The organism is Buchnera sp. (in: enterobacteria) (assembly GCF_056343165.1).
Genome location: NZ_JBWHTS010000004.1, coordinates 1 through 23,287 on the forward strand (window position 1 = coordinate 1; position 23,287 = coordinate 23,287).

The following is a 23,287-nucleotide window of genomic DNA, read 5'->3' on the forward strand; positions in this document are numbered from 1 at the left end:
GGATTGGAGGTGGTTGGTTTTCTCCCATTATTAATGCACCTGAAGTAGCAATTCTTGGTGTTTCAAAATCTCAAATCAAACCATTATGGAATGGCAAAGAGTTTATTCCATCTTTAATACTGCCATTATCCTTATCTTATGATCATCGTATAATTAATGGGGCTTATGCAGCACGTTTTATTGTATTTATCAGTAAACTTTTATCTGATATACGATTTTTAATTATGTAGTTTTTACATTTTATTTTTTTCAAATGATGCTTGTTTAAATTTACTTGCTAGAGGTTATGATGAATCAAAAAATTTATACGCAAGTTGCAATTATTGGATCGGGTCCATCAGGTTACTCTGCAGCTTTTCGTTGTGCAGATTTAGGTTTAGATACTGTTCTAATAGAACGTTATGATAAATTAGGAGGTGTTTGTTTAAATGTTGGTTGTATTCCTTCAAAAACGTTGTTACATATAGCTAAGGTAATTAAAGAAGCAAAAGAATTACATGAAACAGGCATTTCTTTTAATGAGCCAGTTATTGATATTAAAAAAATTAAGAATTGGAAAAAAAATGTTATTAATAAACTGACTGATGGTTTATCTAACATGAGAAAAAAAAGAAAAATACGAATTTTTCAAGGCAATGCTGTTTTTGACACTGATAAAAGTCTTTTTGTTACAAGCAAGAAAGACAAGTATAATATTTTCTTTGATAATGCAATTATTGCAACAGGTTCTAGACCTATTAAAATTCCTTCAATACCTAGTGATAATGTGAAAATTTGGGATTCGACTGATGCGTTATCATTTGAAAGTATACCCAATCGTTTTTTAATTATAGGTAGTGGTATTATTGGTTTAGAAATGGCTACAATATATAGTTCATTAGGTTCAAAGGTTGATATTATTGATCGATTTAATCATTTTCTTCCTTCCGTAGATAGAGATATTGCTGATGTGTACATAAAATCTATTAATCAAAGATTTAATTTAATGTTGAATACTCATATAGATAACATTAAATTAAAAGAAACAGGATTAACAGTAGATATAATGCAAGAAAATATTACTAAAAATAATATTTTTTACGATGCCGTGCTAGTCGCAATAGGACGAACTCCTAATATTGATACATTAAGATTGGATAAAATAGGATTAAAAATAAATAGTTTAGGTTTTATACAAGTAGATAAACAGTTAAAAACAAATATATCTCATATTTATGCCATTGGTGACGTAACGGGCATGCCTATGTTAGCTCACAAAGGAGTTCATGAAGGTCATATTGCGGCAGAAGTAATTTCTGGTAAACAGCATTATTTTGAACCTAAAGTAATTCCATCAATAGCATATACTGAACCTGAAATCGCTTGGGTGGGACTAAATGAAACACAAGCGAAAAAAGAAAATATAAATTATGATATCGCAACTTTTCCCTGGAGTGCATCAGGTAGAGCTATTGCTTCGAATTGCAGCATAGGAATGACAAAATTGATTTTTAATAAAGAAAATAATAAAATTATTGGCGGTTCCATAGTAGGTACAAATGCGGGTGAATTAATTGGTGAAGTGGGACTTGCTATTGAAATGGGCTGTGATGCTGAGGATATTTCGTTGACTATTCATGCTCATCCTACTTTATACGAATCAATTGGTTTATGTGCAGAAGTTTTTCAAGGCACAGCGACAGATGTATTGAATTACAAAATTAATAAATAACTATTAATATTTTTGAAAAACTCTATTTTTTAGAACCAATAAAGTTTTTAGACAAAGAAAAGATTATAGAAATTAAACTTCTATAATCTCTTCTTTGTCTAAAAACTTTATTGGTCCAAAATGTTTATTAAATAATATAATTAAATTTCTTTATTAAATATATATTTTAATAAACCACACTTAATTTGGGTCTGTCATAAATATATTTCTCCCATAATAGATTTCGCGCATTTCCCTCCAGAGTAAATTGATAATATAAGAACGTTCTTCTTGTTCTAGATCCTTTACATGAATGTTAAATAAATAATTTTTTAAATTGAACTCTTTTAATAACATTCGAGTATGAAAAATATTTTCTTGATATACATTAACATCAACCATATCATACATTGATTTTATATCATTTGACATAAAATTCTGAATAGAATTTATCTTATGATCAATAAAATGTTTTATACCATGAATGTCTCTAGTAAATCCGCGAACACGATATTCAATTGTCACAATATCTGATTCCAATTGATGTATAAGATAATTCAATGCATTTAGAGGTGAAATAATACCACATGTTGAAACTTCAATATCCGCTCGAAACGTGCAAATCCCACTTTGAGGATGACTTTCTGGATACGTGTGTACACAAATATGACTTTTATCTAAATGCGCAAGTACAGAAGATGATATAATATTGTTATTTAAAACATCAATCTTCTCTAGATTAATTGGTTCTTCACATACTAAAATAGTAACACTTGCACCTTGAGGTTCATAATCCTGATGAAATATGTTTAAAACATTAGCACCAATAATAGAACAAGTTTTTTTTAAAATTTTAGTCAATCGAACAGCATTATATTGTTCATCAATATACGCAATATAACTATTACGTGAATCGTTAGTATTTGCATAGCAAATGTCATAGATACAAAAACTTAGGCTTTTAGTTAAATTATTAAAGCCATGTAATTTTAGTTTTTGCAATTTAATTGCTCTCCTGTAAAAGGATTTTTAACTTTTATTTAATGTATTCAAAATATATTGCGGTAAGAAAAAACTGCTTATATGAATTTTAGCATTATAGTAATTAAAAGATAATCTTGTTTTCTTTATGCGTGATTGTATATTTTCTAATGTATTTTCACGGAATTCCATGTTATTAGTACCCCATGCAAACATCATAACTCCTCCATGATAAGAAGGAATATTTGCTTGATAAAATCTTGCATCATAAAAATGTTTTTTTAAATTTTTATAAGTACAAATAGTTTCATTTTCTTGAAGAAAGAAAACACCATTTTGTGATACAAAAATACCGTTTTTTTTAAGACAATCTTTACAATGAAAATAAAATTCTGATAGAAATAAATTTTTTCCGCAACCAACAGGATCTGTAGAATCTGATATAATTAAATCAAATTTTTCTTTTGTTTTTTTTATGAAATTTAAACCGTCATCAATAATTAATTTTAATCGAGAATCTTGATAAGCATTTTTACTATGATTTGGAAAATACTTTTTACATAAATCAATAATATTGATATCAATTTCAACCATGGTAATATTTTCAATTGTTTCATGTCTACATACCTCGCGAAGTATACCACCATCACCTCCACCTATTATTAATACGTTATTTATTGAACCATGTGTAAATATAGGTACATGAGTTAACATCTCATGATATATGAATTCGTCACGTTCAGTTGTTTGAACAATATCATCTATTACCATGATCTTACCAAATATAGCATTTTTAAAAATTATTACTTTATGATGTGGAGTTTTCTTTTTATATAATAATTTTTCAACTACAAAATATTGTCCAAGATAACGATGAAGTTTTTCATGCCATATTTTTTTCTGATCCATAGTTATATTTATATGTCCTATAAAATGTAATGTCATAGATTATTTTGGGATTAATAAAAAATTACGAGTACTATGAAATAGTAGATTTTATTTTCGGAATTTTTCAAAGAAGGATAATGATTTTTGCAACAATTACTTATTAAAAATAAATTTGTTATTTATATAAAAATTTTTTATAGAAATATTTAAAAAAGTAAAATTTTTAAAAATTATTTTAATAAAGATTATCAAAAATAATATAAGAATGCTATCAATTATTAATTAGATTACATGATATTTATATATTGGTTAAATTTTTTAGAATTATCTTTACAAATTTTGAAAATTGAAGTGATGCGAATGAAATATTTTTCTTAAAATTGAGAGTAGCATTATTATCAGATAAATCCGATATAGATTTTATAACAATAAGAGGGATGTTAAATTTATAGCAAACTTGAGCTATTGCAGCAGATTCCATTTCAACAGCTATTGCAGAAGGAAATTGATTTTTTAAGTATTTTATGCATGATTTTTCTCTAATAAATGAATCTCCACTAATAATAAGTCCTTTTATAGATTTCAATTGATATTTAGAAGAATTTTTTTTACAAAAGTTATATATTTTTTTATTAACTATAAATTTTTTTGGATATTTTGGTACTTGTCCTAGATCATATCCAAAATTTGTTAAGTTTACATCATAATAGCATATTGTCTTCGGTATAATAATATCACCTATTTTTAATGATGAATTTAAGCTTCCAGCAGAGCCGCTATTGATAATAATATCTGGTTGAAATAAATTAATAAGAATCATCGTAGAAATGCTAGCAGAAACTTTTCCTATTCCTGATGTGATTAAAAAAATATTTTTTTTTTCGAACATTCCTATATAAATTTTAACGTTTTCAATTTTTTTTTCTACATAAGGATATATTATTTTTTTTAATTTTTTCGTTTCTTGACTGATAGCGCCTATTATTCCAATTTTCATTTAAATATGATATGCATTTAATAATTTAAAATTGTATAAGATTGATTGTTTAATTTATCTTATGTGAGTTAGATACTGAACGATGAACCGCATCCGCATGTATTTTTTGCATTAGGATTAGAAACTACAAATTTAGATCCTTCAAGATTTTCTAGATAATCTATTTGCGCACCATACAAATATTGCAAACTAATAGGATCAACGATAAATGAAATATTTGATTGAGTTATTATAATATCGTCTTCATTTAATGAAGTATCTAAAATAAATTGATATTGGAAACCACTACACCCCCCACCACTTATATAAATTCTTAATTTAGATTTAGAATTTTTTTGTTTTTCAATTATATTTTTTATTTTTTTAATTGCTTTTTCAGTAAATTTAAGATATTCTTTAAAAGAATTTTCCATTTTTATTTTATTCTCATAATATTGTATATATATTATTTCAATTAGATCTTCTGAACAATTTTATCACAAATAAATATTTTTTAAAAATTTTATCTGTGCGTCTTCTAATCTACAGTACATATCTCCATGCGCCGATAAATAATTTAGTTGTTATTGTTATTGGCGCAGGATATTAGAGATAATAACATTCTTGACTTTTATTTAATTCAATATTTTTAAAAAATTAATCTGACTTTTTACGCAAAAAAGATGGAATATCTAAATATTCTGGTTCTTTATTAATTTTTTCTTCTGAATTTTTTATTTCTTTTTTTATGGTTTTCTGATCTATTTTTTTCGGAGATGTGTTTAAATATTGATAACGGTAATCCATTAATACTTCTCTAGAAGATTTGTTTTTTATTTGATTAATATCTGAATTTTTTTCCATTCCAATACCAGTAGCAACAACTGTTACGCGAAGAGAATCATTCATATCAGGGTCTAAAGAAGTACCTATAACAACTGTTGCGTTATCTGAAGAAAAGGATCTAATAGTATTTCCAACTGTTTCAAATTCATCTAATTTTAAATCGAAACCAGCAGTAATATTAACTAATACACCACGAGCACCAGATAAATCGATATCTTCCAGCAAAGGGCTAGATATAGCTATTTCTGCAGCTTCTTCTGCGCGATTTTCTCCGGAAGATATTCCGGTTCCCATCATGGCATATCCCATTTCTACCATGACAGTACGTACGTCAGCAAAATCTACATTCATTAAACCGGGTCTTGTAATTAGTTCAGCAATACCTTGTACAGCTCCTTTTAAAACATTATTAGCTGCACTGAAAGCATCAAGTAGTGAAATTCCCCGACTTAGAACTTTTAATAATTTATCATTAGGAATTGTAATTAAGGAGTCTACATATTTTGATAATTCAATTATACCTTGTTCAGCTACAATCATTCTTTTTTTACCTTCAAAATTGAAGGGTTTGGTTACTACAGCAACTGTGAGAATACCTAATTCTTTTGCAATTTCTGCCACTACAGGAGCAGCTCCAGTTCCAGTCCCTCCTCCCATGCCAGCTGCTATAAAAACCATGTCGGAACCGTCTAGTGCAGATTTAAGCAATTCTTTATCTTCTTCTGCTGAGGTGCGTCCAATTTCTGGATTAGCTCCAGCACCTAGTCCTTTTGTTATATTGTTTCCTATTTGTATAGTTTGTCCTACTTCTATTTTTTTTAATGCTTGCGCGTCGGTATTTGCTGCAAAAAATTCAACACCTTCAATACGTTCTCTAACCATATGTTCTACTGCATTTCCACCTCCACCTCCGACACCAATTACTTTAATGATTGCATTATTACTTAATTCTGTAGGTTCAAGCATGATCGTTTCCAATATATATCTATATTTGATATAATGTTAATTATAATATATTTTTAAAACTCTTTTTTAAACCAATTGTTAATTTGTTTAAAAATTTTTTCAAGAAAAGAATTTTCTTTTTGTCTCTTTTCAATTTTTGTATAAGATTCTTTTCCGTAATGTAATAAACCAATGGCTGTTGAGTAATGTGATTCAGTTATTTTTTCTATTAATCCCGAAATGTTAAAAGGTTTAGCAATTCGTATTTTTTTGTGAAAAACTTTTTCTGCACACTCAGTTAGACATGAAATATTTGATCCGCCACCAGTAAGTACTATACCACTTAATAATTTATATTTTTCTCCTTTTTGGCGGAGTTTATTTTGTATATAAACTATTTTATCTTGTATTAAAGACAATAACTCAATATATCTTGATTCAATAACTTCTATTAATGCATCTTGTTGTAAAGTTTTTGGGAAATTATTATTGATATTAGAAAAATCAATGGTTTTTGATGATCCTAAAGATGGTTTCTTTGCTGAACCATATTTAATTTTTATTTTTTCTGCATCATAAAAAGAAGTGCTAAAAGCATATGAGATATCATTAGTCACAATATTTCCAGCATATGGTATAACCTGGCTATATTGTATAGAACCATTGATATAAATAGTAAAATCTATTGTTCCTCCACCTATATCAATCATACATACACCGAGATTACATTCATCTTCGGTTAGAACAGCTTTGCTTGAAGCTAGACCTGAAAAAATGACTTTGTCAACTTTTACATCGCATTTTTCGACAGCTTTAATGATATTTTTAGCCATATTTTGATGACAAGTAATTAAATGTACTTTTACTTGCATACGCACTCCGGAAAGACCTATAGGATTTTTTATCCCAGATTGCTGATCAATTGAATATTCTTGAGGTATTACATGTAATATATGATGTTCATTAGGAATTTGAACCGATCTTGCAATATGTATTACGTTTTCTAAATCTTCTTTTGTTACTTCATCTTCAGAGATTGGAATCATACCAATTTCATTTTGACAATTAATATATTTATTGGATAAAGATAGATATACAGAAGTAATTTGACAATCTGCCATAATTTCAGCTTTTTTAATAGATTCTTGTATACATGAAACTATTGAATCTAAATTATTAATTCTTCCCTTATCTATTCCTTTAGACAAACAAGTTCCAAAGCCAATTATTTTAATCGTATCATTTGTCAATACCTCTCCTACCATAGTTACGACTTTAGTAGTACCAATTTCCAATCCGACTACTAATTTTCTGTCTTTTGATATGATCATTATTTTAGCCTGTACTGTATTGCTTTAGTTTTTTTTTAGTGAACGGTTTTCTGATTTTTTTATATATAAATTATAAAAATGAATACTAATGTTTTTAAAAAAACTGTTCTAATCAAATTATCATTTAAATAAATGTCAATTATGCATATTTAAAATTAATAATACTAGCTCATCAAATGATATTCCCATTTCCTTAGCAGACATAGGCACTAAACTTCTATTTGTCATTCCAGGTATAGTATTTACTTCTAATAACCAAAATTTATTTTCTTTATCTAATATAACATCAATTCTTCCACATCCACTGCATCCAATTGTATTCCATGCTAACATTGCTATCTTATTTAGTTCTCTTTCTTGAGTTATATTTAATCCACTTGGACATGAGTATTGGGTAGAAGAAGATACATATTTAGCATTATAATCATAAAAATTATTTTTGCTTGAAATATGAATAGATGGTAGTGTTTTTTCGCCTAGAATAGATACCGTATATTCTCGTCCTTTTATAAATTTTTCAATAAGAATATTATCATCATAATTAAAAGCTATTTTGATGGCATCGTTGAGTTTTTCAATATGAGATACTAGTGTGATACCTATACTTGATCCTTGATTATTTGGTTTGATTAATACAGGTAATCCTAATTCCAATGTTTTTTTTATTATAGTTTTATATGAAGATTCATTAATTTTTTTTTTTGAAATATAAATTTCAGGTGCTGTTAAAAGATTGCGAGATTTCCATAATAATTTGCTTCTAAATTTGTCCATAGCGATCGAGGAGGCCATAATTCCACTTCCTGTATAAGGAATATTTAAATATTCGAGAACTCCTTGAATACTGCCATCTTCACCGCCTTTTCCATGTAACGAAATATATACTTTATCAAATCCTTCTGATTTTAGTTGCATAACACAATAATCGCGGATATCAATTGGATACGCATTCAGTTGAGATTTTAATAAACTTTCAAGGACAGCGTATCCTGATTTTATTGAAATTTTTCTTTCCGAAGATGTTCCACCTAATAAAACTGCTATTTTTTTGTTCATTTTGTCACTTTTTTATTTTTTTAATTAATATTTTATGCATTATTTTATCTATGTTTCCAGCACCTTGTATTAATACAATGTCATTTCCACTTAATTTAGAAATAAGAGTATCTAATATTAGATGATTATCAGAAATTAAAATTACATGATTTTTTCTTAATTTTTTTATATTATTATAAATTGAGAGACTGTCTGCTCCAATAATGAATTTTTCGTTGGCAGAATATACGTTTAATATTAAAAGAATATCAACTTGAGATAAAATTTGAACAAAATCATGATATAAATTATGTGTTCGTGTATATCTATGAGGTTGAAATATCATTATTAAGTTTTTATTTGGCCAACTGTTTCGTATTGTTTTAATATTTTCAGATAATGCTGTAGGATGATGTCCATAATCATTAATCAACATACAATTGACATTATCACTAATATTTTTTTTAAGTGAAAGATATCCAAGAAATTCAAATCTTCTACAAGTACCTCGAAATTTTTTTAAAGATGAGATTATATCATGATTTTTTACACCTTGATTTATTGCTAGAGCAATAGCAGCTGCTGCATTTAATGCATTATGTTTACCAGGTATATTTAATGTTATGTTTAATTTTTCATTATTTTTTATAACGATTTGAAAATTTCCAAGAAAATAATTTTGTTTATAACAAAAAACTCGTATGTCTGCATTTTTATTGAATCCATATGTAATTACTTTACACTTGATATAAGGTAAAATATCACGAACAGCGTTGTTGTCTATACATATTATAGCAGTCCCATATAATGGAATTTTTTTCAAAAAAATTAAAAAAGTATGTTTTAATTTTTGAAAATTATCATCATAATAATCCATATGATCAGACTCAATATTAGTCAAAATAACTATTTTTGGATTTAAATATAAAAAAGAAGCATCACTTTCATCTGCTTCTACAATAAAATAATGAGAAGATCCTAATCTTGCATAAGAATTAATTGATTTGATTAAACCACCGTTAATTACAGTGGGATCGAGATTGCTTTCAATAAAAATATCTGAAATGATCGATGTAGTAGTTGTCTTCCCATGCGTACCAGAAATTGCTATTCCAAATTTAAAACGCATTAATATTGCAAGCATTTCTGCTCTTAACAATATAGGAATGTTATTTTTTTTAGCAGCAATAATTTCTTTATTTTTCAATGAAATAGCACCAGATTTAACAATAAAATCAACATTTTGAATATTTTTTTCAGAGTGCTGAAAGTATATAGTTACGCCTAGTTTAATTAACTTTTTTGTGACTAAACTTTTTAATAAATCAGAACCGCTAATTTTATATCCTAATTTTAATAAAATTAAAGCAATCCCTACCATGCCTGAGCCACCAATCCCAATAAGATGAATATTTTTATTTTTTTTTTCAGAAATAAAAAAATTTATTTTTTTTATATCTTTTGAATTCATATTTTTATCTTTTTGATTTTAATGTGTTTAAATATATAAAAACTATTTTTTTTTAGGAATATTATTAATAACATTAAAAATATTTAACATTGAATCACGAACACCAAGAGAAAAAGCTTTTTTTGCCATATTTAAAAGTTTATCTCTGTTAAGTGAATTAAGTATATTGACTATTAATTTCGTGTTAAATCTTGATTGGTCGATTATTTTTGCAGCACCAATTAATTCTAAATTTTCTGCATTTCGATGTTGTTGTTTGTCTTTATGTGGATAAGGTATAAAAATCGCCGCTATTCCTACTATTGATATTTCACTTACAGTTAATGCTCCAGATCGACAGACAATGATGTCAGCCCATTCATAAGCAGAAGCTATGTTTTTTATAAAACAGGTAATTATATATTGATTTATTTGAAATTCCTGATATTTTTTCTTTGTTTTTTCCAGTTTATTAACTCCTGTTTGATGCCAAACAATAATTTTTTTTTTTAATAAAAATGATACCTCTGGTAATATTCGATTTAAAATTGTAGACCCTTGACTCCCCCCAATAACCAATACACGTAAAGGACCTTCTCTATTTTTAAAACGATGAACAGGAGAAGGAATATTGATAATACTTTCACAAACTGGATTTCCAACTACTTCTGCATTTTTTAAAACATTAGGAAATGCTTGCATATTTTTTGTAGATATTTTAGAAAGCCATTTATTTGTTATCCCAGCAATTTTGTTTTGCTCATGTAAAACAAATGGAATTTTACAATTCCAAGCAGCTATTCCTCCTGGACCAGATACATATCCTCCCATTCCCAGCATGATGTCTGGAGACCAATTTTTTATTATTTTTTTAATATCAAAATAAGCACGTAATATATATATTGGTGAAATAATTAAATTTTTTAAGTTTGCATTACGTAATCCTTTAATTTTTATAAAATGAATTTTAATACCATGTTCAGGTATAATTTTAGACTCTATTCCATTTTTTGTTCCTATCCAATTAACAGACCATCCTTTTTTAATTAAGTAACGAGCTATAGTTAGTCCTGGAAAAACATGTCCACCAGTTCCACCTGCCATAATTATTATTTTTTTAGAAATCATTTAGTTCCTCTAGGAAATGCTTGTGATGTCCTCAATCTTATTTCGAAATCAATTCTTAATAGAAAAAAAATAGCTATTGAGTTTATAATTAAGCTAGATCCTCCATAACTAATAAATGGTAAAGTTAATCCTTTAGTTGGTAAAATTCCAGTAACAGCACCCACATTAATCAATGTTTGAAAACTAAACCAAATGCCAATAGAACAGGCTAAAAAACCTGGAAAAATTTGTTTTGTTTCAAAAGCTTTTTGACTTATACACATAGCACGAAAAGAAATAGCAAAAATTATTAATAATATTAAAAAGCAACCAATATAGCCCAACTCTTCACCTACAATAGAAAATATAAAATCACTGTGTGCATCCGGTAAATAATCTAGTTTTTGTATCGAATTTCCCAAACCTTGTCCTAGAAAATTTCCACGACCTAATGCTATTAATGATTGTGTTAGTTGATATCCATTTCCAAATGGATCTTCCCAGGGATTCCAAAAAGATAGAACTCTTTTAATACGATAAGGTTCTAATAATATTAATAAAATTACTAATAATATGACAATAGATATAATTATAAAAAATTGTCCTATTTTAGCACCAGAAAGAAATAAAATTGATAAAGTAGTAAAAAAAAGAACAACAACAGTTCCTAAATCAGGTTCTGCTAATAAAAAAATTGATTGTATTATAACAATGCTTATGGGTTTAAAAAAACCCCAGAAATTATTACGTACTTCATTGGATTTCCGTGATAAATAACTAGATATATAACAAAAAGAGGAAATTTTACATATTTCAGAAGGTTGTATATGTAAAAAACCGATTTTTATCCATCGAAAAGATCCGTGTATTGAATCACCTATTAGTAATACAGAAATTAGTAATATAATTGAAATTATCAGTATAATATTACTCTTTTTTTTCCAATAAATAATCGGTGTACGTAAAAAAATAAAAGATAACAAAAATATTAAAAAAAAATAAAAAATTTCTCTTTTTATAAAAAAAAATGGATTGTGATATATATTTTGACTTATAGGGATTGATGCAGAGATAACCATAATTAATCCGATAGAAAATAAAATTAGGGTTAACCAGACTAATGTACGATCATATAGTATAAAAAAAGAATCTTTTTTATTATTTATTTTTTTAATTTTCTCTTTATTTTTAGTGTTTTTTTTTTGTGTGTATATCAAGTTATTTCCTTTATTAATTTTATAAAAAGATTACCTCTCTCTTCAAAGTTGGAAAACTGATCTAAACTACTGCATCCAGGAGATAAAAGTACCGTATCACCTGATTCAACCTGTTTTGAAATTAACATCATCGCTGTTTTTAAATTTTCAACATAAATAGACTTTTTTTTACATATCTTTGATAATTTAATACCATCTTTACCAAAACAATAAATTTTTATTTTAAGATTTTCAAAATCAATTTTTAATTCATTAAAATTTGCAGACTTGCTATCTCCACCTAATAATAATCGTATTGTTCCGGTTTTTTTTATAGAATTTAAAGCAACTTTAGTACTATTTACATTCGTAGATTTAGAATCATTTATCCAATCTATTCCTTTTTTATTTTTTATTATTTGATACCGATGTGGTAAATTTGAGAAATTTTTAAGTGTATTTATTGTTTTATTTCTAGGGAATTGCATTGCATCGGAAATCGCTATAGATACTAATATATTGTTATAGTTATGATAACCGGATAATAATATTTCGTTAGCATTTAATATTTTTTTGTTTTTATAAGTTAAAATAGTTTTGTTATTTTTACAAACAATATAATAATCACTTTTATTTGTTCCGAAACTAATCCAATTCTTATTTTTTTTACAAATAGCATTATCTATTTTATCATTCGAATTAATTATACAAATTTGTGCTTGATTATAAATAGATAACTTAGTTTGTTTATATTGTTCAAAACCTTGTGGATATCGATTAATATGATCTTCACTAATATTAAGAATAACTGCTATTTTTGATTTTAAAGTAAATGTATTTTCTAATTGAAAACTAGATAGTTCTATTATGTATAAATCCACTTTTTTATCAAGCATTTTCAGAACAGGAAAACCAATATTTCCACCCAGAGAAATTTGATAACCTGAATTTTTTGCAATTTTTGCAATCATTGTAGCCACAGTACTTTTTCCATTAGTACCCGTAATTGAAATAATAGGACATTTTACTTCTCTAGAAAATAGTTCAATATCACTAATAATTTCAATTCCTAGTAAACGGGCTTGCATTAAAATAGGTCTAAATGAAGAAATACCTGGGCTTATAACAATTAAATCTGATTCTAATATCCATTTATGTTCTAAACTTCCCAAACTATATTCAATTGTTTTAGGAACTTTAATAAGATTGGCAGGACATTTGGATTCATCAATAATTTTAGGTTGTATTCCTTTTTTTAAAAAAAAATCAAGACATGATATGCCTGTTAATCCTATACCTAAAATTAATATTTTTTTTCCAAAATAATTGTATGTCATCAATATACCTTTAAAGAAATGAGACCTATTAATAGTAATATAAATGACACGATCCAGAATCTCACAATAATTAAAGGTTCTAATATGCCTTTGACTTCGTAATGATGATGAATTGGTGCCATTTTAAAAATTCTTTTTTTTCTAATTTTAAACGATATAATTTGTAATATAACGGATATTGTTTCAAAAACAAAGATGCCACCCATGATAACCAACAATAATTCTTGATGCAATAATATTGCTATAGTTCCCAAAGAACCACCTAATGACAAAGATCCCACATCTCCCATAAATACTTTGGCGGGATAACCATTAAACCATAGAAAACCTAATCCTGAACCGATAATTGCCATGCACAATATAGCTAGTTCTTCTGAATTTTTTACGTAATGAACATGTAAAAAATTAGGACAATTTATATTGTTACTAAATAAAGATATTAATGCAAAACCACAAGTCAAAAAGATTACAGGCATGATAGCTAAACCATCTAATCCGTCTGTAAGATTAACTGCATTACTGGTTCCAACGATTATAAAATAACAAAGAAATACATATAAATAATTAATTTCAAAAGAATTTTTTATATAAAAAGGAACTATCAACTCGGTAGAAATAATATCTTGATTATTAATTTTAATTATATAAATAAATATTAAAGCAAAAATAGATAACCAAAAATATTTTAATTTTAATGTTAATCCCTGAGTATTTTGACAACTTATTTTTTTGTAATCATCTATTAAACCTATTACACCGTAGCTGATTAGAATGCCAGTTACATACCAAATATAAATGTTAGATAAATTACAGTATAATAATGTTGAAAATAGTATAGAAAAAATTATAAAAATTCCACCCATAGTAGGTGTTTTATTTTTTATATAGTGTGTTTTTGGTCCATTTTTTCGTATTATTTGATATTTTTGTAATTTTTTAAAGTAACATATAAAATATGGTCCTATATATAAATTAACAAAAAAAGAAGTCAATAAGCTAAAGATTACGCGATATGGAATATCAGCAACAACATTTAAATTGAAATTTAAGTATTTATTAAAAAAAATTAACATTTTTTTCTCTCCTTAAGAATTTCTTCTACTACTTCTTCCATTTTTGCACTGCGAGATCCTTTAACTAATACTGTTATTTTTTTTTTCTTTAAAAAAAAGTACTTTAAATGTTCACTCAATTTTTTTTTGTTACAAAAGTGTTTTCCGTTATTAAAAATTTTAGTAATTTCCTTGCTTATATTACCAATACTAAAAATTTTATTAATATTTGCTAAATTAGCAGTATTTCCTATCATTCTATGATATAGAATGCTTTTTTCTCCTAATTCAGCCATATCTCCAGTAACTAATATTTTGTAACCAGGCATGTTTTCTAGTACTTTTATTGCTGAGATCATAGATGAAACATTTGAGTTATAAGTGTCATCAATTAAAATTTTATTAGGTTCCAGTATAATTGATTGCAATCTTCTTGGAATAATAGGAGTTTCTAATAGTCCTGTTTTTATTTTTTTTAAAGGTATTTTTAGGGCAAAAGAAAGAGCACTGGCTGCTAACGCATTAGATATATTTTGATAACCTAGAAATGGTAATAAAAGATTTATTTTTCCATGCGGTGTATGCATTGTAAAAGATGTGCCATGTACATAAATTTTAATATCAGTACAAAAAAAATTACTATACTTTTTTTTTTGATAGAAAAATATAAGACATTATTTTTTTTTATATCTTTTTTCCATTTTGAAAGATGATGACTGTCTAAATTAATAATCACCGTTCCATTAGATTTTAAACCAGAAAATATTTCAGATTTTGCTTTAGATACTCCTAATAATGATTTAAATCCTTTTAAATGAGCGCAATGAATATTGTTAATTAATATAATTTCTGGTTGAGCGATATTGGTCGTATAAGAAATATCACCTGGTTTACTTGCTCCTAATTCAATCACGGCATATTTATGTTTTTTTGTAAGCTGTAATAAAGTTATGGGTACGCCAATATTATTATTTAAATTACTAATAGTAGATATTGTTTTTCCATTTTTTTTTAGTATAGATGCTGTCATTTCCTTTACTGAAGTTTTACCACAAGAACCAGTTATAGCTAATACTTTTGCATAAGATTTTTTACGAATCCAACCAGAAATTTGGCCTAAAGCAATAGACGTGTTTTCTACTGTAACATATGAAACATAAGAATTTATATTTTTTTCTGTAATAAAAGCATAGCATCCTTTTTTAATAGCATCGTTTATGAAAATATGAGCATCAAATTTTTTGCCGATCAAAGCAATAAAAAGACAGCCTGGAACAATTTTTCGAGTATCGATAACGATTTCATCTATAAATCGATTTATTCCATACAGCTTTCCATTCGTAATGGAAGCAATTTTTTTTAATGATAAAGAAATCATATCTTTTTTTCCAATAATTTTAAGACTATTTTTTTATCTGAATAATTTATTTGCTTATCCCGAATAATTTGTTTTTTTTCATGTCCTTTCCCAGCTATTAAAATTATATGATTATATTTTGCTTTAAAATAGGCATAAGATATTGCTTTTTTTCTATCAGGAATAATTATTATTTTTTTTTTGTTTTTACAACCATTTAAAATATCTTGTATAATTTTTTTTTCTTTTTCATTTCTTGGGTTATCATTAGTAATGATAACTCTATTTGAATTTTTTTCCGCAATAGCTCCCATAATAGAACGTTTTTTTTGATCTCTTTCTCCTCCACATCCAAATATACACCATATATATCTTTTATAATGAAGGTGAATTGCATCAAGTGTTTTTTTTAATGCATCTGGTGTATGAGCATAATCGATAATAAAAGTTGGTTTTTTGGTCGTAGTAAATGTTTCCATTCTACCATCTACGGGTATTATTTTTTTAGATGTATGAATTAAATCTAATAAACTATAACCTAATTCTAAAAGACAAACTAATGATAATAATATATTTTTAACGTTAAAACATCCAATTAGATTCGATGATATTTCACCTGATCCCCAACTTGATTCAAATGTAATAAGAATAGAATTATTGTGATTTTTAATATTGGTAGCATTAATCCATTTTGTTGAATATTTTTTTTGTTTAGGATTTTTAATAGTAACTGCTATTGTATAAAAGTTAATTAGTTTTTTTAACCATATTTTTCCAAATTTATCGTCAGCATTTAATATAATTTTTTTAACTTTGTGTCTACTAAATAATAACCATTTTGCTGATTCATATTTTTTCATATTTTCATGATAATCAAGATGATCTTGTGTTAAATTTGTAAATATAGCAATATAAAAAGGAACTTCTTTAACGCGGTTTTGTATTAAACTATGTGAAGATACTTCCATAGTAACTAGTTTATATTTTTTTTCTAATGCTTTAGATAAAAAAGAATGAATGAAAATAGCAGAAGAGGTTGTATTTTTTGTCGGTTTTAATTCGTCATTAAAACCATTTCCTAAAGTTCCCATCGTTGCAGTTTTATCACCTAAAATTTTACTCCATTGATTAATTAATTGTGTTACAGTCGTTTTTCCATTAGTACCAGTAACACCAACGATTTTTATTTTTTTTCCTGGTTCTTTATAAAAACGACTTGCTAGCATGGATATATTTTCAGATAGTTTAAAGAAATATATTATAAGAATATTTTTAATATATTTAAATTTTCCATGATTTTCTTTTTTTTCAGTTTCGTATAAAATTGCTTCTGGTTTTTTATAAATAGCTTGCAAGATAAAATTGCGTCCATCTTTCTCAATTCCTGGAACAGCTATGAACAAATCACCTGTAATGATGGTTCTACTGTCTGTGTTTAAATTTAAAATATATTTATTTGGAATGTTTTTAATCCATGGTGATAAAAAATATTTTAGACAAGTTTTATTCATTCAGTTCCTTTTAATTTTTATTTAAAAGTAGCATTTTAATTTAATCAATTATCTGGTTTGACATTCATCTTTTTTAATGCTGCCGTCATAATTTCACTAAAAACAGGAGCAGAAACTGCACCTCCATAATATTTCTTACCTTTAGGATTATCGATAACAATTATTAATGAAAATTTTGGATTACTTGCTGGTGCAATTCCTGCAGTATAAGCTATATATTTTTTAATATAACGTCCATTTGTTCCTACTTTTTTTGAAGTTCCAGTTTTAACGGCAACACGATATCCTTTAACTGCAGCTTGCACACCTCCCCCTCCTGGTCTAGCAACACTTTCCATCATATCAATTACTTTTTTTACATATTTTTCAGGGAAAATTCTTTTTTCTTCTACTGGTTTTTTAATTTTTATAATTGAAAGTGGACGAGATACTCCATATCCACCAATTATGGAATACAATCGTGCTAGCTGAAGAGGTGTTGCCATTAGTCCATATCCAAAAGATAAAGTAGCTTTATCTAAATCAGACCAGTTTTTTTTTTTAGGAACAAAACCACTTTTTTCTCCAACCAGTCCCAATTGAGTTGTTGTTCCTAAACCAAAATTAATATAACTATCAATTAATTTTGAAATTGGCATAGACAGAGCAATTTTTGATACTCCTATATTACTCGATTTTTGTAATATTCCAGTTATACTAAGTTGTTCATGGTAAGAAACATCTCTTATTTGATGTTTTTTAATAAAAAAAGGTTTAGTGTTAATTACTGAATTTTCTTCAATTATTCCTAGTTTTAATGCTTCCATAATGACTATTGGTTTTATTGTTGAACCTGGTTCAAAAATATCTGTAATAGCTCTATTACGAACATTATTTTTTAACAGTTTTCTTTTATTATTAGGATTGTATCCGGGGCTATTTGTCATAGCTAAAATTTCCCCGGTTTTAATATCAATTAAGATAGCAGTTCCAGAATCAGCTTTATTTTCTTTTATTGCTTTGTACAATTTGCAATATGCAACAGTTTGTAATTCGGAATCGATGCTCAGTGTTAAGTTGTTTGATGGACTTTTATTTAATAAACATATATTTTCAATAATTTTTCCTTTGTTGTCTTGTCTTATTTTTCTTTTTCCTGGTTTCCCTGTTAACATATTATCAAAACTTTTTTCTACTCCTTCAATTCCGATTCCATCTATATTAGTCATGCCTATCAGTTGAGCTACTATTTTTCCAAAAGGATAATATCGTTTAGATTCTTTTAATAAAAAAACGCCAGGTAAGTGCAATTTTTTAATATATTCACAAATTTCAGGTCTAATTTGGCGAGCTAAATAAATAAATTGTGATTTTTTATGAGCATCTATATGTAAAAATATTTTTTCTAGTGGCGTAGAAATAGATTTTGATAAAGCTTTCCAACGTTCTTTATTTTTGATGTTTTTAGTATCGGGAATTAATGATGGATTTGCACAAATAGCACTGACTGGTACAGTAACTGCTAGAGGATATCCTTCTCGATCAATAATAAGACCTCTTGTATTTAGTAAAGATTGTGTTCTTAACGTTCTACGATCTCCTCTTATCACAAGTGTATTAGAATCAATTATTTGTAAAAAAATTATGCGTAGTGTTAAAACAATTAAAGACAGAAAAATAAAACTAGATAATATTAAAAATCTCCAATTTATATAGTTTGTTTTTTTTATCATTTTTTCTTTAAAAAATTTATTTTTTTCTTTTTTATGCATTTTCTTTATTAAATCAAAATTATTTTTTTTTAATTTTAGAATGAAGAGATAAAGAATTTTTTTCAATTATTAAATTTCTCCATTCATCATTTTTTTTTTTTTTGCAGAACGAGTTCTTCTTCTTGAGTAATTAATAGTCGAGTTTTGTAAACTGTCATAATAACAAAACTAGCAGATAATATGACAGCTATTAATAAAAATAAATGAGTTTTGCCGTACAAAAGAAAATCATTTTTAATTATTGTTGGTAAGTCATAACGTTGAATTTTCATGTTTATTATTGTTTTTCTGCTATACGAAGTATAGAGCTCCGAGCTCTAGGATTATCATTTATTTCGTTTTTATTGGGGAATATACGATCGATAATTCTTAATTTGCATATTTTTAATTTATTTAATTGTTTTTCTGTAACAGCCATCCCGGATGGAACGATTGCTTTTTTACTATGTTTAATCATAAATTGTTTTACTATCCTATCTTCTAAAGAATGAAAACTAAGAATTGATATACGTCCTCCTGGTTTTAATATTTTTAGTGTGCTTTCTAAAGCTTTTTTAATTTCTTCTAATTCTTGATTAATATGAATTCTAATAGCTTGAAAACTTTTTCTAGCTGGATGTTTAAATTTATTTTTTATCGGTATAGCCTTTTTGATAATATGAGCTAATTCTAAAGTGCTATTTATTTTTCTTATTTGATTAACATTTTTAATTGCGTAAGCTATTTTTTTTGAAAAACGTTCTTCTCCAAAATTTTTTAAAACAGAAGCAATTTCGTTTACATTACTTTTAAAAAGCCAATCTGAAGCAGAAATTCCATAGTTAGGGTTCATTCTCATATCTAAAGGACCATCTTTTTTAAATGAAAATCCTCTTTGATTATCATCAATTTGTAATGAAGATACCCCTAGATCAAAAATAATTCCATTAACTTTTCCTATAATTTTTTCATTTTTTGCATAATCCAGTAATTTTGAAAAATTCTTATTAATTATATGAAAACGCGAATCTTTAATATTACTACCTATAGAAACAGAAATTGGATCCCTATCAATAGAATACAATTTTCCATTTTTTCCTAATTGATTCAAAATTTCATGTGAATGTCCGCCAGCTCCGAATGTACTATCAATATAAATACCGTTTCTCTTTATTTTTAAAGAATTAATTAATTCTTTTTTCATTACTGGAATATGTTTAAATATTCTATTCATTGTGGAAAATAATTCATTAAAAGTATATAATTTAAAGTAAGGATAATGCATGGTCATTTTATATTAAAATGACCATGTTTAATATATAGAAATAGATTATTAATTTAGATTTAAAAAATTTTTTTAATATTTTTATCAAAACATTTAAAAAATTTATAAAAAAATTAAAATTTTTATTAAATATTAAATTTGAATATATGAAATTTGAATATATGAAATGTTTTCTTTTTTATATAAAAATTTATCCTCTAGAAATACCAACAATTCCAGAACGAGTTACCTCGATGATTTCTGATATATTACGTATAATTTTCAGAAAAGAATCAATTTTTTTTGTAGTTCCAGATAATTGTAATATATATGTTGTAGATGTTATGTCTACAATTTGTCCTCGAAATACTTCAGTAATATGTTTTATATCATCTTTACGATGGTTATTCATCTGAACTTTTAATAATATAATTTCACGTTCTATGTGAGACGATTGTCCAATTTGCACGACTCTTAATACATCTATCAATTTATGAAGTTGTTTTTCAATTTGTTCAATTGCTTTTTCATTTCCTACTGTTTGTATAGTCATTTTTGATAAAGAAGGATCTTCAGTAGGCGCTAATGTAATAGTTTCTATATTGTATCCTCTTTGTGAAAATAGTCCTATTACTCTTGATAATGCACCTGATTCGTTTTCTAATAGAATAGATAAAATTCTTCGCATATTTTAGGAAACCTCTTTTTTCCTTAACCACATTTCATTCATTCCGCCGCCTTGAATTTGCATAGGATAAACGTGCTCAGAATTATCTATATGGACATCTACAAATACTAAATACCCATGAGATAGTTTATTCAACGCTATTGTTAATTTTTCTTCCAATTCTTCAGGTTTAGTGATTTTAATACCAACATGTCCATAAGATTCTGACAATTTTACAAAATCTGGCAGTGAATCCATATAAGAATGAGAATGTCGTCCAGAATAAATCATATCTTGCCATTGTCTGACCATTCCTAAAGAAGAATTATTAAGATTTAGTATCAATATTGCTAAATTATATTGTCGTGCTGTAGATAATTCTTGAATATTCATTTGAATACTACCATCTCCAGTGATGCAGATGACAGTTTCATCAGGTAAAGCTAATTTTACTCCTAATGCTGCAGGTAATCCAAATCCCATAGTACCTAGACCACCTGAATTAATCCAATGTCTAGGTTTATCAAATGGATAATATAATGCAGTAAACATTTGATGTTGTCCAACATCTGAAGTAATGTAAGATTCACCTTTTGTAAGTTTAAAAAGAGTTTTAATAACTGTTTGCGGTTTTATTTTTTTACTATTTTGATTGTATTTTAGACTATTAACTGTTTTCCATTTTTTAATAACATCCCACCAACTTTCTAAATATAAAATATTTTTTTCTTTTTGTAGTAAATCTAACATTTTTCGCAAGACATGTTTTGCGTCACCAACAATAGGTATGTTAGCTGATACAGTTTTAGAAATGGAAGTTGGATCGATATCAACATGTAAAATGATAGCGTTTGGACAATATTTATTTAAATTATTTGTTGTTCGATCATCAAATCTTACTCCGATCGCAAAAATTACATCAGCGTGGTGCATCGTCATGTTAGCTTCATAAGTACCATGCATTCCTAACATAGAAATATTTTGAGTATGAGTTCCTGGAAAAGCACCTAATCCCATTAAAGAGGTAGTAACAGGACAGTTTATTTTTTCCGCAAATACTCTTAGTTCTTCACTGCTGTTAGAACTAATAATACCACCACCTGCATAAATTACGGGTTTTTTAGCTTTTAACAGTGTATGTAGAGCTTTTTTAATTTGTCCTATATGACCTTTAGTTGTTGGATTATATGATCGTATGTTAATATTTTCTGGCCATTTAAACTTATTTTCTTTTTTTAAAATATCTTTCGGCAGATCAATTACTACAGGTCCTGGTCGTCCAGTTGATGCTAACCAGAAAGCTTTTTTGAAAACGACTGGTATATCCTCAGTTTTTTTAACTAAAAAACTGTGTTTTACTACTGGTCGGGAAATACCAATCATATCACATTCTTGAAAAGCATCATAACCGATTAATGAAGAAGCAACTTGACCAGATATAACGACCATAGGGATAGAATCCATGTATGCTGTAGCGATGCCAGTAATAGCATTAGTTGCGCCAGGTCCAGAAGTGACTAATACAACTCCTGTTTTTCCAGTAGAACGAGAATAACCATCAGCCATATGAGTTGCGGCTTGTTCATGTCTTACTAAAATATGTTTAATTCCACCAACAGTTTTTAGGGCATCATAAATATCTAGTACAGCACCACCAGGATAACCAAATATATGCTGTATTCCTTGATTAATTAATGATCGAACGACCATTTCAGCTCCTGATAATATTTCCATTTCTTTCCTCCAGGATAATAATTTATTAGGTTTTATTTCCTAGCTCGCTATCTATCAGTTTATCCTGTAGTTTATCTAGATAAAATTAGCGCTATTTAGTATAAAATTTTGAAAAAAAATAATATTTAAAAAATTTTTGCATTATTTTTGAATTAATTTTCAATTAGATATTAATATTAATTTTTATTAT

The 23,287-nt window shown here is 26.7% G+C and carries 22 protein-coding genes; 2 read left to right on the top strand and 20 right to left on the bottom strand.

Translation table 11 applies throughout. The features are described 5' to 3' along the window. Both ACTP5B_RS02640 and lpdA read left to right on the top strand, forming a co-directional pair. On the top strand, positions 1-230 hold a 230-nt coding region (locus ACTP5B_RS02640), incomplete at its 5' end, for a 2-oxo acid dehydrogenase subunit E2 (RefSeq protein WP_464829766.1). Positions 231-289: 59 nt separating this feature from the next. Beyond that, positions 290-1,711 (top strand): dihydrolipoyl dehydrogenase, encoded by a 1,422-nt coding sequence (gene lpdA, locus ACTP5B_RS02645; protein ID WP_464829768.1) that lies wholly within the window; start codon positions 290-292, stop codon positions 1,709-1,711. A 180-nt stretch (positions 1,712-1,891) separates the two neighbouring features. On the opposite strand, the gene speD is transcribed toward lpdA, so the two are convergent. The 20 genes from speD to ilvI form a co-directional block, all read right to left on the bottom strand. Further along, positions 1,892-2,698, bottom strand: coding sequence for an adenosylmethionine decarboxylase (gene speD / locus ACTP5B_RS02650; protein WP_464829837.1), 807 nt, complete (start codon positions 2,696-2,698; stop codon positions 1,892-1,894). Between the two features lie 21 nt (positions 2,699-2,719). Beyond that, positions 2,720-3,580 (bottom strand): polyamine aminopropyltransferase, encoded by an 861-nt coding sequence (speE, locus tag ACTP5B_RS02655; RefSeq protein ID WP_464829839.1) that lies wholly within the window; start codon positions 3,578-3,580, stop codon positions 2,720-2,722. A 277-nt stretch (positions 3,581-3,857) separates the two neighbouring features. After that, complete coding sequence (locus tag ACTP5B_RS02660; RefSeq protein WP_464829769.1) at positions 3,858-4,556, bottom strand: 5'-methylthioadenosine/adenosylhomocysteine nucleosidase; 699 nt, start codon at positions 4,554-4,556, stop codon at positions 3,858-3,860. Positions 4,557-4,624: 68 nt separating this feature from the next. Next, positions 4,625-4,969, bottom strand: coding sequence for an iron-sulfur cluster insertion protein ErpA (gene erpA / locus ACTP5B_RS02665; protein WP_464829771.1), 345 nt, complete (start codon positions 4,967-4,969; stop codon positions 4,625-4,627). Positions 4,970-5,192: 223 nt separating this feature from the next. Next, positions 5,193-6,347, bottom strand: a complete 1,155-nt coding sequence (gene ftsZ / locus ACTP5B_RS02670; RefSeq protein WP_464829773.1) for a cell division protein FtsZ — start codon at positions 6,345-6,347, stop codon at positions 5,193-5,195. Positions 6,348-6,400: 53 nt separating this feature from the next. Then, on the bottom strand, positions 6,401-7,657 hold the full coding sequence (ftsA, locus tag ACTP5B_RS02675; protein WP_464829775.1) for a cell division protein FtsA: 1,257 nt from the start codon (positions 7,655-7,657) through the stop codon (positions 6,401-6,403). Positions 7,658-7,792: 135 nt separating this feature from the next. Continuing rightward, positions 7,793-8,713, bottom strand: coding sequence for a D-alanine--D-alanine ligase (locus tag ACTP5B_RS02680; protein WP_464829777.1), 921 nt, complete (start codon positions 8,711-8,713; stop codon positions 7,793-7,795). A 4-nt stretch (positions 8,714-8,717) separates the two neighbouring features. Then, a complete protein-coding gene (gene murC / locus ACTP5B_RS02685) occupies positions 8,718-10,163 on the bottom strand; it encodes a UDP-N-acetylmuramate--L-alanine ligase (protein ID WP_464829779.1) in 1,446 nt (481 codons plus the stop codon). Between the two features lie 42 nt (positions 10,164-10,205). Further along, a complete protein-coding gene (murG, locus tag ACTP5B_RS02690) occupies positions 10,206-11,270 on the bottom strand; it encodes an undecaprenyldiphospho-muramoylpentapeptide beta-N-acetylglucosaminyltransferase (protein ID WP_464829780.1) in 1,065 nt (354 codons plus the stop codon). Then, positions 11,267-12,466, bottom strand: coding sequence for a cell division protein FtsW (ftsW, locus tag ACTP5B_RS02695; protein WP_464829782.1), 1,200 nt, complete (start codon positions 12,464-12,466; stop codon positions 11,267-11,269). Before ftsW ends, murG begins: the two co-directional genes overlap by 4 nt. Continuing rightward, positions 12,463-13,782 (bottom strand): UDP-N-acetylmuramoyl-L-alanine--D-glutamate ligase, encoded by a 1,320-nt coding sequence (murD, locus tag ACTP5B_RS02700; RefSeq protein WP_464829784.1) that lies wholly within the window; start codon positions 13,780-13,782, stop codon positions 12,463-12,465. The genes ftsW and murD overlap by 4 nt, the downstream gene beginning before the upstream one ends. Then, positions 13,782-14,855, bottom strand: coding sequence for a phospho-N-acetylmuramoyl-pentapeptide-transferase (mraY, locus tag ACTP5B_RS02705; protein ID WP_464829786.1), 1,074 nt, complete (start codon positions 14,853-14,855; stop codon positions 13,782-13,784). The genes murD and mraY overlap by 1 nt, the downstream gene beginning before the upstream one ends. Next, the gene (locus tag ACTP5B_RS02710; RefSeq protein WP_464829788.1) at positions 14,849-15,421 is read right to left on the bottom strand and encodes a glutamate ligase domain-containing protein; all 573 of its coding nucleotides are present in this window, start codon (positions 15,419-15,421) and stop codon (positions 14,849-14,851) included. The genes mraY and ACTP5B_RS02710 overlap by 7 nt, the downstream gene beginning before the upstream one ends. Further along, complete coding sequence (locus ACTP5B_RS02715) at positions 15,397-16,212, bottom strand: Mur ligase family protein (protein ID WP_464829790.1); 816 nt, start codon at positions 16,210-16,212, stop codon at positions 15,397-15,399. Before ACTP5B_RS02715 ends, ACTP5B_RS02710 begins: the two co-directional genes overlap by 25 nt. After that, complete coding sequence (murE, locus tag ACTP5B_RS02720) at positions 16,209-17,702, bottom strand: UDP-N-acetylmuramoyl-L-alanyl-D-glutamate--2,6-diaminopimelate ligase (RefSeq protein ID WP_464829792.1); 1,494 nt, start codon at positions 17,700-17,702, stop codon at positions 16,209-16,211. Before murE ends, ACTP5B_RS02715 begins: the two co-directional genes overlap by 4 nt. A 44-nt stretch (positions 17,703-17,746) precedes the next feature. Continuing rightward, positions 17,747-19,453: a peptidoglycan glycosyltransferase FtsI gene (gene ftsI / locus ACTP5B_RS02725; protein WP_464829794.1), complete on the bottom strand. Its 1,707-nt coding sequence runs from the start codon at positions 19,451-19,453 to the stop codon at positions 17,747-17,749. An 86-nt stretch (positions 19,454-19,539) separates the two neighbouring features. Next, positions 19,540-19,725, bottom strand: a complete 186-nt coding sequence (locus tag ACTP5B_RS02730; RefSeq protein WP_464829796.1) for a cell division protein FtsL — start codon at positions 19,723-19,725, stop codon at positions 19,540-19,542. A gap of 5 nt (positions 19,726-19,730) precedes the next feature. Beyond that, positions 19,731-20,666 (bottom strand): 16S rRNA (cytosine(1402)-N(4))-methyltransferase RsmH, encoded by a 936-nt coding sequence (gene rsmH / locus ACTP5B_RS02735; RefSeq protein ID WP_464829798.1) that lies wholly within the window; start codon positions 20,664-20,666, stop codon positions 19,731-19,733. Positions 20,667-20,907: 241 nt separating this feature from the next. Further along, the gene (ilvN, locus tag ACTP5B_RS02740) at positions 20,908-21,384 is read right to left on the bottom strand and encodes an acetolactate synthase small subunit (protein ID WP_464829800.1); all 477 of its coding nucleotides are present in this window, start codon (positions 21,382-21,384) and stop codon (positions 20,908-20,910) included. A gap of 3 nt (positions 21,385-21,387) precedes the next feature. Beyond that, positions 21,388-23,097: an acetolactate synthase 3 large subunit gene (ilvI, locus tag ACTP5B_RS02745; protein WP_464829802.1), complete on the bottom strand. Its 1,710-nt coding sequence runs from the start codon at positions 23,095-23,097 to the stop codon at positions 21,388-21,390. Between the last annotated feature and the right edge of the window lie 190 nt (positions 23,098-23,287).

Excerpts from the sequence above, each read along its gene's own strand:
- lpdA (WP_464829768.1), top strand. The coding sequence starts at position 290 with ATGAATCAAAAAATTTATACGCAAGTTGCAATTATTGGATCGGGTCCA.
- speE (WP_464829839.1), bottom strand. The coding sequence starts at position 3,580 with ATGGATCAGAAAAAAATATGGCATGAAAAACTTCATCGTTATCTTGGA.
- ACTP5B_RS02660 (WP_464829769.1), bottom strand. The coding sequence starts at position 4,556 with ATGAAAATTGGAATAATAGGCGCTATCAGTCAAGAAACGAAAAAATTA.
- erpA (WP_464829771.1), bottom strand. The coding sequence starts at position 4,969 with ATGGAAAATTCTTTTAAAGAATATCTTAAATTTACTGAAAAAGCAATT.
- ftsZ (WP_464829773.1), bottom strand. The coding sequence starts at position 6,347 with ATGCTTGAACCTACAGAATTAAGTAATAATGCAATCATTAAAGTAATT.
- ftsA (WP_464829775.1), bottom strand. The coding sequence starts at position 7,657 with ATGATCATATCAAAAGACAGAAAATTAGTAGTCGGATTGGAAATTGGT.
- ACTP5B_RS02680 (WP_464829777.1), bottom strand. The coding sequence starts at position 8,713 with ATGAACAAAAAAATAGCAGTTTTATTAGGTGGAACATCTTCGGAAAGA.
- murC (WP_464829779.1), bottom strand. The coding sequence starts at position 10,163 with ATGAATTCAAAAGATATAAAAAAAATAAATTTTTTTATTTCTGAAAAA.
- murG (WP_464829780.1), bottom strand. The coding sequence starts at position 11,270 with ATGATTTCTAAAAAAATAATAATTATGGCAGGTGGAACTGGTGGACAT.
- murD (WP_464829784.1), bottom strand. The coding sequence starts at position 13,782 with ATGACATACAATTATTTTGGAAAAAAAATATTAATTTTAGGTATAGGA.
- mraY (WP_464829786.1), bottom strand. The coding sequence starts at position 14,855 with ATGTTAATTTTTTTTAATAAATACTTAAATTTCAATTTAAATGTTGTT.
- ACTP5B_RS02710 (WP_464829788.1), bottom strand. The coding sequence starts at position 15,421 with ATGCATACACCGCATGGAAAAATAAATCTTTTATTACCATTTCTAGGT.
- ACTP5B_RS02715 (WP_464829790.1), bottom strand. The coding sequence starts at position 16,212 with ATGATTTCTTTATCATTAAAAAAAATTGCTTCCATTACGAATGGAAAG.
- murE (WP_464829792.1), bottom strand. The coding sequence starts at position 17,702 with ATGAATAAAACTTGTCTAAAATATTTTTTATCACCATGGATTAAAAAC.
- ftsI (WP_464829794.1), bottom strand. The coding sequence starts at position 19,453 with ATGCATAAAAAAGAAAAAAATAAATTTTTTAAAGAAAAAATGATAAAA.
- ACTP5B_RS02730 (WP_464829796.1), bottom strand. The coding sequence starts at position 19,725 with ATGAAAATTCAACGTTATGACTTACCAACAATAATTAAAAATGATTTT.
- rsmH (WP_464829798.1), bottom strand. The coding sequence starts at position 20,666 with ATGAATAGAATATTTAAACATATTCCAGTAATGAAAAAAGAATTAATT.
- ilvN (WP_464829800.1), bottom strand. The coding sequence starts at position 21,384 with ATGCGAAGAATTTTATCTATTCTATTAGAAAACGAATCAGGTGCATTA.
- ilvI (WP_464829802.1), bottom strand. The coding sequence starts at position 23,097 with ATGGAAATATTATCAGGAGCTGAAATGGTCGTTCGATCATTAATTAAT.